The following is a 12,826-nucleotide window of genomic DNA, read 5'->3' on the forward strand; positions in this document are numbered from 1 at the left end:
AGTTGTTATGTTTGGATTTTCAAAACGTGGTCATTGCCATGGCCAAGAGCATCATGAAGGGCAGCGCCGTGGCGGCGAGAGAATGCATCGTGGTGGTCGCCACCCGATGGCGGGTGGCAGAGGTGGGCGTGGTGACAAAATGCATCGCCTGTTCGAACACGGTGATTTACGTGTTGTTTTGCTGGCTCTGGTTGATAAAAAACCCAGCCATGGCTATGAGCTGATTAAGGCTATTGAAGAGGCGTCATCCGGGCTTTATGTGCCAAGTCCAGGGGTTATCTACCCAACGCTAACCCTGCTGGAGGAGCAAGATTTTGTCACACCAGTGGCAACCGGGAATGGCCGCAAAAGCTACCAAATCACCGAAGCGGGTAAGGTTGAATTACAGCAAAATCAAGAGATGGTCGATGTGATTTTCTCTCGACTGGCGCAGGTCAATCGTCGCCCAGAGGGGAATCTGGCAGAAGGTATTTCCGATGTAATGCATCGTTTACGTCATATTTTGCGCAGCAACATGGTGCGATCAGATGTCACACCAGAGCAGGTTGTCCGCATAAATGCCGCTTTAATGACCGCAGTAGAAGCTATCGAGAAAGAGTTAACGCCCGCCTCTGTGGCGACTGATGCGGATGCACAGGAGAAGAACTGATGTCCGGCTATCGTTATCGCATTACTGTTGAGCCGCTCACCGATCGTAAAGGTGAGCCAATGGATAAAGCACCGGTCACCTTTGAAGTCGAGAATCATGATGAGATCCTCGGCATCATCGACCGGCTGCAAGCGCGCGAAGATCTGGCGTTCGGCAAAGATAAAACAGCGGCATTTGCTGTGGGTCTGAAACTGTTTTCAGAAACCATGATGGAGAACCGCAAACATCCGCTGTTTGCCCCGTTGCGCACGGCATTTATGGAGTTTATGACTCTGCTGAAAAAAGGTTCACCTCGCTGCCAGCAGCAGGATAGCGAGCAGTAAAGCAGAATAAGGCCATATATGCGTTATTTCGCGGGAATATCAATTATCGGCGATATTCCCCACATTTTTACCCCAAATCAGCACCATTACTGGCAATAACCTTTTTATACCAATAAAAAGATCTCTTTCTCCGACGTGCTAAAGAGCCGTTTCCCTGGTCATCGCGGTCAACATAGATAAAGCCGTAGCGCTTGCTCATCTCCCCGGTCGAGGCGGAAACTAAATCGATACAGCCCCATGAGGTGTAGCCGATAACCGGAATACCGTCATCAATAGCCTCACCCATGGCTTTAATGTGCTCGCGCAAATAGCTAATGCGGTAATCATCCTCAATTTCACCCTGTGGGTTAATTTCATCTTTCGCACCTAGCCCATTTTCAACCAGAAATAGTGGTTTCTGATAGCGGTCATACATCATGTTCATGGTGATGCGCAAACCTAAGGGATCAATGCCCCAGCCCCATTCACTAGCCGCAATATGAGGATTTTTCAGGGATTTTACGATATTAGCCGCACTGCTGTTATGGTCGTTCATCTCCGCCGAAGCACAACGGGAGGCGTAATAACTAAAGGAGACGAAATCCACGGTATCTTTCAGGATATCATCGTCCCCAGCTTCAGTGACAATGGCAATTGCCTTATCTCTGAAGAGACGTTTGGTGTAGGCCGGATAAGCGCCCCGCGCCTGTACATCAATGAAAAACAGATTCTCGCGGTCTTTTTCCAGCGCCGCCCAGACATCTTCTGGCTTACAGGTGCGCGGGTAGAAATTCCCGCCAGCCAGCATACACCCCACCAGATTATCCGGATTGACCTCATGGGCAATTTTGGTCGCCAGTGCGCTGGCAAGCAGTTCGTGATGGGCGGCCTGATATTTGACCTGCTCCTGATCCTCATTTGGCTCAAATACCAATCCTGCACCGGAGAACGGGCTATGCAGCAGAATATTGATCTCATTAAAAGTGAGCCAATATTTCACCAAGCCATCAAACTCCTCGAAACAGGTGCGCGCATAGCGCGTGAAGAACTCGACCATTTTCCGGTTGCGCCACGAACCATACTCCGTGACCAGATGCATCGGGACATCAAAGTGGCACAAAGTGACTAAGGGTTCAATATTGTACTTTTTGCATTCGCGAAACAGATCGCAGTAAAAGGCGATACCTTCCGCATTCGGCGTCATTTCATCGCCATTCGGATAAATTCGGCTCCACGCTATTGATGTGCGAAATACGGTGAATCCCATTTCAGCCATTAATGCGATATCGTCTTTGTATCGATGGTAAAAATCAATGGCCTGATGGCTGGGATAAAACTCATTATCCCGCAATGCGAACCGCTTCTCCTGCCCCAGTTTCACCGCCAGGCGGTGCGGCCCATGGGGGATCATGTCAACTGTCGTCAGCCCTTTACCACCTTCAAAACATGCACCTTCGGCCTGGTTTGCAGCTAATGCGCCACCCCATAAAAAACCGTCAGGAAATGTTGATACCGCCATGAAATACCTCGTTATTTAGTTAATTTTCACTGCATTCTGCGCAACAGCCACCTCGTCGCCAGGAGCGGTGTTATCACCTTCACTGCTCTCGACGGGAATATCCTCAAACCCCAGCAATAGTGTGGTGACGAATGAAATCACTATCGCCAACACCATCACGCCAAACACCCAGACGATACTCATTGGATTGGCTGGATCGAAGAACTGAACACTGGTAAATAGCCCAGGGGAGGCCATCGAATGGCTGGCCAATCCGCCGATCCCGGCAACAGCACCACAAATAAATCCACTGATTAAGCTGGCGATCAGCGGGCGCTTGAGCCGTAAAGCGACACCATAAAGCGCGGGTTCCGAAATACCCGCCACAATCGCGGATGCCGCCGCCGCCAGTGCTGTCTGGCGCAGTTCTGGGTTCTTAGTTCGCCATGCCACCGCCAGTGAGGAGCCACCGAGCGAAAGGTTAGCACCAATTTCGGACGGCATAACCATGCCCTCTTTCCCGGTTTCGGCAATGGTCTGAATAATCGTCGGGGTAAAGACGCGGTGCATCCCGGTCATCACCAGTAATGGCCAGAGTGCCCCCATAATCGCGACAGAGAGCCAGCCCAGATAATCATGAACGGTATAGACCAAAGAGGAGATGCCGCTGCCGATCCAGATCCCCAACGGGCCGATAAACATAATGGCAATGGGGGCGGAAATGAGCACAATCAGCATCGGCTTAAGGAAGTTTTTGGTCACCGCAGGGGTGATACGGTCAACCCAACGTTCAATATAAGAGAGCAGCCAGGTCATGCATAGCGCCGGGATCACGGTATAGGTGTACTTCACTGCGGTGACGGATAACCCCATAAATTCAACCTGTTGGCCTTGCGCGGCCTTCGCCATCAGATCAATAAAGGTCGGGTGTACCAACACCCCGGCAATGGCGATGGCCAGCGACATGTTGGTTTTGAATTTGATTGCGGCGGAAGCCGCCACCATCACTGGCAGGAAGAAGAAAGCGCCGTCGCCAATGACATTCAAAATGATCAGTGTTGAGGAGCCTTTGCCGAAGATGCCGGTCATATCCAGTATCATCGCCAGCAATTTGACCATCGACCCACCAATGATCGCCGGTATCAGCGGTGACATAGTACCAATCAGCGCATCAAGGATCCCTGCCCCTATTCGCCTTAAAGTGATGCTATTTTTTTGCGGTGCACTACTTTCAGACAATGCGCCTTCTGGCAGCAGTTTCAGAACTTCTGCATAGGCATAGGAGACGCTATTACCAATGATGACCTGACACTGGTTTTCATTGCGCACCACGCCCAGGACACCACGGATGGCCTTTAACTTAGCCAGATCGACCACGCTATCATCATTGAGCACAAAGCGTAACCGCGTCATACAGTGGGTCACAGCTTTAATGTTACCGACACCACCAATGGCATCGACTATCTGTTGAGATACTACGGCATAATTCTTAGACATGAGTAACAACTCCCCGTAACGACGCACGCCGGACTAAGCGAACCATTTGCGGCCGAAGGGAAACTGCCCTCATCAGCATAAATGCGCAATTAGCCATTATATTCATATAGTTATAATTAACCACCTGCCGGTAATCAGCCTATTTTGTTCTTTCCAAACAGATAGGTAACCGGTTCCACATGAGAATCGTTAATTACGAGATGGAATTCAATAGATGGGCGAATACAATTTACGTTTTGTGATAGCGATCAGCATAAGTGCGGTGATTTATTCTGCTCAACAGCATGTTGCTTGCCTGTCGTAACCTGTAGAATAGTCATTATTATTTAAAAGCCAGGAAGGGCCTATGTCTACGATGCAGGAAGTGGCAAAGAAAGCGGGCGTATCGAAAGCCACTGTTTCACGGGTTCTGTCAGGCAAAGGTTATGTCAGCGAAGCGACAAAAGAGCAGGTTTATAAAGCGATCGAAGAGGCGGGGTATCGGCCAAATTTATTAGCGCGAAATCTGGCAACCAATAAATCAGAATGCATCGGTTTCGTGGTGACCAATACACTTTACAATGGGAATTACTTTAATGAAATTCTCTCTCAGGCGGCCAAAAAATTAGAAGACAGTGGCCGTCAGTTGGTATTGGTAGACGGGAAACATAGCGCAGAAGAGGAACAAGCGGCAATTCAGTTTCTGCTAGATCTCCGCTGTGATGCCATTATCATCTATCCGCGATTTTTAACTGTTGATGCCATGGATCTGATTATTGATAAACATAAGCAGCCGATTATGGTGGTCAACAGGAAATTAAGAAAAAATCATAGCCACTCTATTTTCTGCGATCATAAAGGCTCCAGCTATAACGCCACAAATTACCTTATCGAGCAGGGGCATCGGGATATCGCCTTTATTACCGGCTCACTAGATTCACCCACCGCTATTGAGCGCCTTTCCGGCTACAAAGCCGCATTAATGGCCAACTCATTGATTGTGCGAGAAACACTTATTGCACCAGGAAGATGGACACCACAGAGTGGTTTTGCGGCGGTTGAGTCATTACTCGCCAGTCAGTTGCCTTTTAGCGCAATCATCGCCAGTAATGATGATATGGCGATTGGCGCGATGAAAAAATTAACTGAAGTGGGCATTCGGGTACCAGAGGAAATATCTATCATCGGCTTTGATAATATTCCACTTGCCCCTTTTCTTAGCCCGTCATTATCCAGCATTAAAGACCCCGTCAGCAGCATGATAAATGAAGTTATCAACCGGTTAATATCCATGCTGGACGGGGGCTATTTATCAAACGAAAATAGGTTTCAGTCTGACCTCATGCTCAGAGACTCGGTCAGTTATGGGCCTTTCTTTAGCCCAAAAACCAGTTAACCTAAACAAAACTATCTAGCCTGAATAAAACTATTTAGCGCGAACACCTTCGACGGATAAAATCAGCTCGACTTCTTGTGAGGCCGGGCCTAAATCGGTGGTGATATTAAAGTCTTTCAACTTAATATTGCCGTTCGCTTCAAAACCAGCGCGGTACCCGCCCCATGGGTCATTACCTTGGCCAGTCAATTTACTTTCCAGTGTGACTGGCTTAGTGACGCCATTCAGTGTCAGGTTACCCACCACGGAATAACCTTCGCCACTCTTCTTCACTTCAGTTGACTCAAATGTCGCCTGTGGGAATTTACTGACGTTTAGGAACTCTTTGCTGCGCAGATGTTTATCACGCTCAGCATGGTTGGTATCAACACTATTGGTATTGATCACCACATTCACTTTATCGGCAGTCGGATTTTTCTCATCAAAAGTGAAAGAGCCATCAAAATCGTTAAAGCTACCGTATAACCAGCTATAGCCTAAATGTTTAATCCGGAATTCGATAAAAGCGTGTTGCCCCTCTTTATCGATTTTATATTCGGCGGCTACGGCGCTGCCTGCGGTAAACATCAGTGCACCTACAGTCAGGCCCAATAGGGTCTTATTAAACATGTTCATTCTCCATAATAGAGTTGGTTAATCGGTGCTACGTCCCAGCATCCGTTTAAGGGTAATATCACCATCAATAAAGTGGTGCTTGATCGCGGCCAGCCCATGTAATAGTGAAAGCACTACCACGGCCCAAGCCAGATAAAGGTGTACAGTGCCAGCGGTATCAGCCTGATCAGGTAAGCCGGTTAATGTCGCAGGTAGAGTAAACCAGCCAAATACATTGATAGGTTGTCCATCAGCCGTCGAGATCAAATATCCACTGAACATAATACAAAATAGAACAATATATAAAGTCAGATGAGCCAATATCGCGCTAACTCGCGTGAAACAGCTATAGCTGGATAAGGGCTTTGGTGGCGGTGAAATAAAGCGCCAAATAACCCGGAATATCATTACAGCAAATAATATACAGCCGATGCTTTTATGTATTTCAGGTGCCTGATGATACCAACCATCGTAGTAGCCCAGTGTCACCATCCACAACCCCAGAGCAAATAGCCCATAGACGGTTAATGCCACCAGCCAGTGGATGCCAATAGTGATGCGACCAAACTGCTCCCTGGTATTTTTCCAAAGCATAATGATTCCCTTTTGCTCAATTTATTGTGCAATAGTCAAACATTATGAAACATAAAATCAACACTTATTTGATATTAAATATACTTCTCTAACCGCTTTCAGTTATTTTGCCGGAGTCGAACAGGAGTTTGTCAGTTTAATTGGCTGACTTTACTTAACTTGACAGTGAGATAACAAATATAGAGAAATATAAAAGAGGTTATATTAGCCCTAGCGCCTCGCAGTCAGCATAAAAAATAAGATTATGTGTGTTTATTGCGCGCACCCGGTATTTCATCTCCATGCCGCTAATATTGGTTTGCGCAGGATAAATAGCGCGAGACGTGGCAATAAGTACCCCGACCAGAGTGATGACATCCGTCTGATCGGGGGAGATAGGCTTTAAGATGACGTAATAGAGTGCTGCAACATCCAGTTAAGCACTTGAGTGGCTAACTGATCGCTCGCCAGACCAAACGCCTGAACCACCTCATTCATCTCCGTGCCTTTTATCGGCTGGCGGATCTCAAAATGGCGGGTGGCAATAATCCGACGATCCGAAATTCTGACCAGTCGGGCATCAAAGCGGATCAGCACTTCACTCTTATCCGTTAGATAGACGCCCTGAAATGCAGAGAGATCACCGCTCAACTCAACATCAGCCTGCAAACTGTCATCATCACTACTGACGGCACGAATACGGCCATCTGCGCGGAACTCCTGAATCAAGCGATTACGCACCAAAATCGGCGCGGGGTCACTCCAGCGTGAGTTTTGATAGACCGCAATCTCCTGCCCCTGCGGCTGCACAGCGATACGTGAACTGTTCAAGAACTGGCTGGTTGCCGGTTGAGAAACCCGTAGCGACCAATTGACACTCTGCGCTCGCGGGGCATTCGTCGCTGGCGGCACCGGCAGAAGATAGACCTGTGAGACCGGCGCGGTGGGTAAAATGGTGCAGGCTGATAGCAACATAGCCAGCATTGATAACATCAATAACCAAGTGCGGCGGCCTAAATAGCGCATTACCTTAAGAAATATCATCGAGGCGTAAACTCCTGTGTTCTTTCACGGCCACGCAGCAAGGCCGCTGGGTTCTCTTCCAGGCGGGAAACCGCCGCACGTAATGTGGCTAATGTTCTGCGCAGCTCATCAACCGCTGGCCCCAACTCACTCATCCCTTGCATACCATTACTGAGCGAGGTTTTATTTTCACTCACCAATTGATTGAGGATGGTACTGGTTTTTTGCAACGACGCCATAGTCTTAGCGGCATCACTGACCAGCTGTTTGCCCTGCCCATCCATTAATCCGTTGGCATTACGCAGTAAACGATTGGTCTGTGCCAGTGTCTCATTGGCCTGTTTGCTGGCCTGCGCCAACTGCTGCAACATGGTGCGGATATCGCCACGTTGGTCAGCCACGGTCTGGGTAATCAGCGCCAGATTATCCAGCGTCCTAATGAGGCGCTGCTGATTATCGGGTTCCAAGAGTTGATTGAGGCGCACCAGCACTTCATTGGCGTTGCTCATGAAATTCTCACCGTTAGCCAATAGTTGGCTCATCGGCGACGGGGTAGCAATGATGATGGGGATCTCACCATCTTGCCCCTCCAGCAGTGGGCTTGATTGGTTACTGCTGCTAAATTGAATATTTGAGGTGCCAGTAATCCCGGCGACTGTTAGCCGCGCTTGGGTGTCCTGGCGGATGGGCGTTGATGCCGATACCCGAATCCGCGCCCAAACTTTATTGGGATTTTCGCTATCCAGACGTAACTGAATCACTTCGCCGACGCGGATCCCGCTGTACTGCACGGTGCTGCCCTGAGAGAGGCCACTCACCGGTTCATTGAAGACAATATCGTACAGTTTGAACTGCCGATTAGCGCCAGCATTGGTCAGCCATAGGCAAAATAACAGCGCGGCACTGACCACAATGAGAGTGAACAAACCAATGACAACATGATGAGCACGGGTTTCCATATTACCACCTCTCTCCACTATTGGTGGCTGCCTGATAGGCAGCCCGGCCACGTGGGCCATGAAAATACGCCTGAATCCAGTCATCATGGGTCGCAGCGACGTTATCCAATGTATCCACCACCAGCACTCTCTTTTGCGAAAGCACCGCCACACGATCACACAGCGTATAGAGCGTATCCAGATCGTGAGTCACCAAAAACACCGTCAGATTGAGGGCATCGCGCAGTGTACGAATCAAACTGTCGAAGGCCGCCGCACCAATGGGATCAAGACCCGCCGTCGGCTCATCAAGAAACAAAATGTCGGGGTCCAGCGCCAGCGCACGGGCTAAAGCCACCCGTTTGACCATACCGCCCGACAAAGATGCCGGATATTTACTGCCAGCACCCGGCGGTAACCCCGCCAGCGCCAATTTGACCTGCGCCAGGCGCTCCGCTTCCGCCCGTGGCAAACCGGCATTTTCGATTAACGGCAACGCCACGTTTTCAGTCACCGTCAGAGAGCTAAACAGCGCACCCCGTTGAAACAGCACGCCAAATCGGCGTTCGACCATAGAGCGTGCCATCCCCGACAGCGCCATTAAATCCTGACCAAAGACGTGGATCTGCCCACCAGTGGGGCGGCGCAACCCGACGATACTGCGCAATAGTACCGACTTTCCGGTTCCCGACCCCCCGACCACGCCGAGAATTTCGCCGCGCTGAACATCAAGGTTCAGGTCTTGGTGCACCGTCTGTTTGCCGAAGCTGTTCACCAAACCACGGATTTGAATGATTGCATCTTGCTTCATTTGGCTCACCACCCCATCTCCATGAAAAATAGCGCGGCGACAGCATCAAGCAGGATGACCACAAAGATAGAGTGCACCACACTGGTGGTGGTATGAACCCCCACTGACTCCGCGCTGCCCGTGACTTTGAACCCCTCCAGACAGCCAATGATAGCAATCAGGAAAGCGAAAACTGGCGCTTTACTTATCCCCACCAGAAAGTGCTGCAATCCGTTGCTGTTTTGCATGATCGACAAAAACATGGTCGGCGAAATATCCAGCGTTAAGGCGCACACCACCATGCCACCAAAAATACCGCAAATCATGCCGATAAATGTCAGCATCGGCAGCGAAATCAATAGCGCCAATACCCGGGGCAGCACCAGCAGTTCAACCGGATTAAGCCCCAGTGTTTGGATGGCGTCGATCTCTTCGTTGGCTTTCATCAGGCCGATTTCAGCGGTGAAGGCACTGGCGGTGCGCCCTGCCATCAGGATGGCGGTGAGCAATACCGCAAACTCGCGCAGGAAAGAGAACACCACCAAATCAACGGTGAAGATGCCCGCGCCGAAGGTGGTCAACACGGTGGCACCGAGAAAGGCGATGACAGCCCCGACCAGAAAGGTCAGCAGCATAATGATAGGTACAGCATTCAGGCCAATTTGCTGAATATTGGCGATAAGCGAGGTCATTCGCCAGCGGGAGGGGCGAAATATTGTGCTCAGCAGAGCTTCGAGTGTTAGGCCGACAAAGCCCAGTAAGGATTTGATATCTTGCCATAAATTGTCCATTGAACGGCCAATATTGGACAATAACTCCAGCCAGAACGGGGGGGCTTTGGTGGCGGGTTCCGGCGTTAAATCGGGTAAAACGTGGCTAACCGTTTCCAGTAAGACTCGGCGCTCATCAGGTAATGTGGGAGCCAGCTTGCGTAATTGCTTGACACGCTCCTCGCCGAGGAGCAGTACCAGCAGCGTCGCCCCCGCAGTATCCAACGCGCCCAATTGGCTGAGATCAAATACCACGGCCGCAGGTAAATTCGCCCGCAATTGGGTCACCTCCGGCTCCAAGGCACGGTAGTGTGCCAAGACCCAATCCCCTTTAGCCGCAACGCGGACCGGCTGAGCCGAGCTGTCGATATCGAGTTGTGCTGTGAACTGCCGCTCGGTCATAGAGAAAGCCTTACTCTTTATTAAGATAGGGTTATGACATCATCAGCATACCAAAGGTCACTGCCTTAAGTAGATATATCACACACTTTAGTAAGAGTAATGAGTAATAGTTGAAAGATCATTGGCGACCTTTCAGCCCCACGATCAGTGCGCCAGTTGCAGGACGCGTTTCCCCGGCATGGTGAACCCAACGGCCAGCGCCAGTAGCATCAACAATCCACTGGCAGTACCTAATACCAAGCTGTGCGAGGCTGAAAAAGCTAGCTTAGCACTGGCAAGCAGCGGTTCATTCCCACCGAGGCTATTTACCACCTGGATGGTTTCACTGATAGATGCCGTTGCCTGAGCAACTAAGTCAGTCGGTAAATCTGCCGGTAACACAATCGAGGCGCTATAAGCCCGCGAGAGCATCAAACCAAATATGGCGACCCCTAACCCGGCCCCCAACTCATAAGCCATCCCCTCTACCGCGCCCGCCGCGCCCGCTTTTTCAGGGGGGGCTGCGCTCATAATGGCCGCCGTTGAGGCCAGCAACGAAGCTTCAATACTGAAACCGAGCAATATCATCCATCCCCATGCCAGATAAGTTTGAGTGGCAAAATCAGTCCAGGCTAGCCCCAGAAAGCTCAGTGAGCTTAATGCAATACCAGCACTGGCGACGGTGCGCAGCCCCAATCTGGCAACCAGCCAACCGGATAGCGGCCCGCTCACCCCACTAGCAATCATTAGCGGCAGTAGAAATATGCCCGCGTCGAGCGGACTTTTGCCCAAGACAAACTGCAATTCCTGTGTCAGCAGCAACTCAAAACCCACCAGCGTGATCATGGCGGTCATCGCCATCACCATACCCACCGCGATCACCCGCTGGCTAATCAGACGAAAATCAATCATTGGGGCCGACGTGGATAGCTGATGGCGAACAAATGCAAACAGCATCACACCACCAAACAGCGCCGTCAGAGAGGTGACAACCATATCGCCACCACCACGTAGCCCGGTTTTCGCGGCATAGACCAGCATCAGGATCGCGGTAATCAATACCAGTGCCGGAGCCAATTTCCATGTCTGCTCAGTGCGCATGGGTTGGCTGGGGATCACCACCAAGGTCGCAATCACCACGGCGATGATAATGGGAATATTAATCAGAAAAACCGAACCCCAATAGAAGTGCTCCAGCAATATTCCGCCCACCAGCGGCCCCATCGCGGCCCCCATAGTGCCAATCGCTACCCATACCCCCAGCGCCAGCGCCCGCTCGCGCTCGTCGGTAAAAATATGGCGCACGGCGGATAAAGTGGCTGGCAGGATCATCGCCGCGCCGATCGCCAGAAACGCGCGCGCCACAATAAGTGCTGCAACCGAGGGCGCAAGGGCTGCCGCCAGTGATGCCAAGCCGAACAGTACCGACCCCATTAAAGCCAGCCGTTTGAAGCCAATACGATCCCCCAGCGCCCCCATCGGCAGCAACAAACACGCCATCACCAGCGAGTAAATATCGATGATCCACAGCAATTCGCTGCCGGTCGCCGACAGGGCAATACCCAGCCGAGGAGCCGCCACATGCAATACGGTTGCATCAATCGAAACGGGGAGATACATCAGAATAATAACGTAAAAAATCATCCACTTTTTAGACATACAAACAGCACTCAAATAGGGCATAAGTTAATGTTGAACACCTGTTCAATATCGCAATAATAGCGGAAAGTTGAACTAGCGTCCAATTCATCACATAATGACCCAAACAGTGATGGACCAGATAAGGAGCCATTTTTGGCCTATTTGAACCGCGAAGAGCGCCACAACACCATTTTGCACGCGGCGATGCGTGTCGCCATAACCGAGGGGATGGCCGCTACCACCGTGCGCCGTGTTGCCAATGAAGCTGGGGTGGCAGTTGGGCAGGTTCACCACCACTTCGCGTCAGTTTCACGTCTGCGGGCCGATGCTTTTCTGCTCTTGGTGAAACAGTCGTTAGCCGCTTTTACGATAGAGTGCCAAAATTTACCCACCATTGAACGGCTGCAACAAGTACTGGGCTATCCGCAAGATGAGATGGGACAAAGAGAGACACGTTTGTGGAATGAAGTTTCGATTTTGGCGGAGCGAGATGAGCTGATTAAAGCCGCCTATGCCGCCTCAATGTCAGACTGGCACCAGGCGACGCTAGCGGTCATTAATGCCGGCATTGCCAATGATGAATTCCGCTCAGATATTAACGCCAGTGATGTTGCATGGCGCTTAATTGGGCTGGTCTGTGGTCTGGATGGCCTAATCCAGTTTACCGAATTAGCCTTTTCAGAAGCTGAAATCCTGCGCCATCTGAATGCCATGATGGCAACCGAGCTATTGAAAAATTAATCGCTAAAAAATCGATACTCAACTCTTGATATTAGCCCGTCGCTCACTGTGGCG

At 50.5% G+C, this 12,826-nt stretch carries 13 protein-coding genes; 4 read left to right on the top strand and 9 right to left on the bottom strand.

Annotated features, from left to right (window positions below):
- The first annotated feature begins 7 nt into the window (after window positions 1-7).
- Together HRK25_RS19315 and HRK25_RS19320 are read left to right on the top strand one after the other, a co-directional pair.
- Window positions 8-649 carry a PadR family transcriptional regulator gene (locus tag HRK25_RS19315; protein ID WP_005275491.1) on the top strand — a complete coding sequence of 214 codons (642 nt, stop codon included), beginning with the start codon at window positions 8-10 and terminating at the stop codon, window positions 647-649.
- Complete coding sequence (locus HRK25_RS19320; protein WP_032898124.1) at window positions 649-972, top strand: DUF3861 domain-containing protein; 324 nt, start codon at window positions 649-651, stop codon at window positions 970-972. The genes HRK25_RS19315 and HRK25_RS19320 overlap by 1 nt, the downstream gene beginning before the upstream one ends.
- A gap of 67 nt (window positions 973-1,039) precedes the next feature.
- Here HRK25_RS19320 and HRK25_RS19325 read toward each other — a convergent pair whose 3' ends face one another.
- Both HRK25_RS19325 and ascF read right to left on the bottom strand, forming a co-directional pair.
- Window positions 1,040-2,470 carry a 6-phospho-beta-glucosidase gene (locus tag HRK25_RS19325; RefSeq protein ID WP_005275490.1) on the bottom strand — a complete coding sequence of 477 codons (1,431 nt, stop codon included), beginning with the start codon at window positions 2,468-2,470 and terminating at the stop codon, window positions 1,040-1,042.
- A gap of 15 nt (window positions 2,471-2,485) precedes the next feature.
- On the bottom strand, window positions 2,486-3,946 hold the full coding sequence (ascF, locus tag HRK25_RS19330; RefSeq protein WP_005275487.1) for a PTS cellobiose/arbutin/salicin transporter subunit IIBC: 1,461 nt from the start codon (window positions 3,944-3,946) through the stop codon (window positions 2,486-2,488).
- Window positions 3,947-4,292: 346 nt separating this feature from the next.
- Here ascF and HRK25_RS19335 point away from each other — a divergent pair, with 346 nt between their 5' ends.
- Complete coding sequence (locus tag HRK25_RS19335) at window positions 4,293-5,321, top strand: LacI family DNA-binding transcriptional regulator (RefSeq protein ID WP_032898122.1); 1,029 nt, start codon at window positions 4,293-4,295, stop codon at window positions 5,319-5,321.
- A 30-nt stretch (window positions 5,322-5,351) separates the two neighbouring features.
- Here HRK25_RS19335 and HRK25_RS19340 read toward each other — a convergent pair whose 3' ends face one another.
- The 7 genes from HRK25_RS19340 to HRK25_RS19370 form a co-directional block, all read right to left on the bottom strand.
- Complete coding sequence (locus tag HRK25_RS19340) at window positions 5,352-5,930, bottom strand: YceI family protein (protein ID WP_005275484.1); 579 nt, start codon at window positions 5,928-5,930, stop codon at window positions 5,352-5,354.
- A gap of 24 nt (window positions 5,931-5,954) precedes the next feature.
- Window positions 5,955-6,509, bottom strand: coding sequence for a cytochrome b (locus HRK25_RS19345; protein ID WP_005275482.1), 555 nt, complete (start codon window positions 6,507-6,509; stop codon window positions 5,955-5,957).
- 381 nt (window positions 6,510-6,890) lie between these two features.
- The gene (locus tag HRK25_RS19350) at window positions 6,891-7,514 is read right to left on the bottom strand and encodes an ABC-type transport auxiliary lipoprotein family protein (RefSeq protein ID WP_005275481.1); all 624 of its coding nucleotides are present in this window, start codon (window positions 7,512-7,514) and stop codon (window positions 6,891-6,893) included.
- Window positions 7,515-7,528: 14 nt separating this feature from the next.
- Window positions 7,529-8,470 carry an MlaD family protein gene (locus HRK25_RS19355; protein ID WP_005275478.1) on the bottom strand — a complete coding sequence of 314 codons (942 nt, stop codon included), beginning with the start codon at window positions 8,468-8,470 and terminating at the stop codon, window positions 7,529-7,531.
- Window position 8,471: 1 nt separating this feature from the next.
- Window positions 8,472-9,260: an ABC transporter ATP-binding protein gene (locus tag HRK25_RS19360; RefSeq protein WP_005275476.1), complete on the bottom strand. Its 789-nt coding sequence runs from the start codon at window positions 9,258-9,260 to the stop codon at window positions 8,472-8,474.
- A gap of 5 nt (window positions 9,261-9,265) precedes the next feature.
- Entirely contained in the window at window positions 9,266-10,411 is a 1,146-nt protein-coding gene (locus tag HRK25_RS19365) for an MlaE family ABC transporter permease (protein WP_005275473.1), read from the bottom strand.
- Window positions 10,412-10,555: 144 nt separating this feature from the next.
- Window positions 10,556-12,049: a SmvA family efflux MFS transporter gene (locus tag HRK25_RS19370; protein WP_032898116.1), complete on the bottom strand. Its 1,494-nt coding sequence runs from the start codon at window positions 12,047-12,049 to the stop codon at window positions 10,556-10,558.
- Window positions 12,050-12,184: 135 nt separating this feature from the next.
- Between HRK25_RS19370 and HRK25_RS19375 the strand changes: the two genes are divergently transcribed.
- Window positions 12,185-12,772, top strand: coding sequence for a TetR family transcriptional regulator (locus HRK25_RS19375; protein WP_005275468.1), 588 nt, complete (start codon window positions 12,185-12,187; stop codon window positions 12,770-12,772).
- The last annotated feature ends 54 nt before the right edge of the window (window positions 12,773-12,826 follow it).

This window comes from Yersinia bercovieri ATCC 43970 (assembly GCF_013282745.1).
GTDB lineage: Bacteria > Pseudomonadota > Gammaproteobacteria > Enterobacterales > Enterobacteriaceae > Yersinia > Yersinia bercovieri.

Bases quoted from the DNA above. Each gene is read 5' to 3' on its own strand.
- HRK25_RS19335 (WP_032898122.1), top strand. From the start codon at position 4,293: ATGTCTACGATGCAGGAAGTGGCAAAGAAAGCGGGCGTATCGAAAGCC.
- HRK25_RS19350 (WP_005275481.1), bottom strand. From the start codon at position 7,514: ATGCGCTATTTAGGCCGCCGCACTTGGTTATTGATGTTATCAATGCTG.
- HRK25_RS19355 (WP_005275478.1), bottom strand. From the start codon at position 8,470: ATGGAAACCCGTGCTCATCATGTTGTCATTGGTTTGTTCACTCTCATT.
- HRK25_RS19370 (WP_032898116.1), bottom strand. From the start codon at position 12,049: ATGTCTAAAAAGTGGATGATTTTTTACGTTATTATTCTGATGTATCTC.
- HRK25_RS19360 (WP_005275476.1), bottom strand. From the start codon at position 9,260: ATGAAGCAAGATGCAATCATTCAAATCCGTGGTTTGGTGAACAGCTTC.
- HRK25_RS19320 (WP_032898124.1), top strand. From the start codon at position 649: ATGTCCGGCTATCGTTATCGCATTACTGTTGAGCCGCTCACCGATCGT.
- HRK25_RS19325 (WP_005275490.1), bottom strand. From the start codon at position 2,470: ATGGCGGTATCAACATTTCCTGACGGTTTTTTATGGGGTGGCGCATTA.
- HRK25_RS19345 (WP_005275482.1), bottom strand. From the start codon at position 6,509: ATGCTTTGGAAAAATACCAGGGAGCAGTTTGGTCGCATCACTATTGGC.
- HRK25_RS19340 (WP_005275484.1), bottom strand. From the start codon at position 5,930: ATGTTTAATAAGACCCTATTGGGCCTGACTGTAGGTGCACTGATGTTT.
- ascF (WP_005275487.1), bottom strand. From the start codon at position 3,946: ATGTCTAAGAATTATGCCGTAGTATCTCAACAGATAGTCGATGCCATT.
- HRK25_RS19315 (WP_005275491.1), top strand. From the start codon at position 8: ATGTTTGGATTTTCAAAACGTGGTCATTGCCATGGCCAAGAGCATCAT.
- HRK25_RS19365 (WP_005275473.1), bottom strand. From the start codon at position 10,411: ATGACCGAGCGGCAGTTCACAGCACAACTCGATATCGACAGCTCGGCT.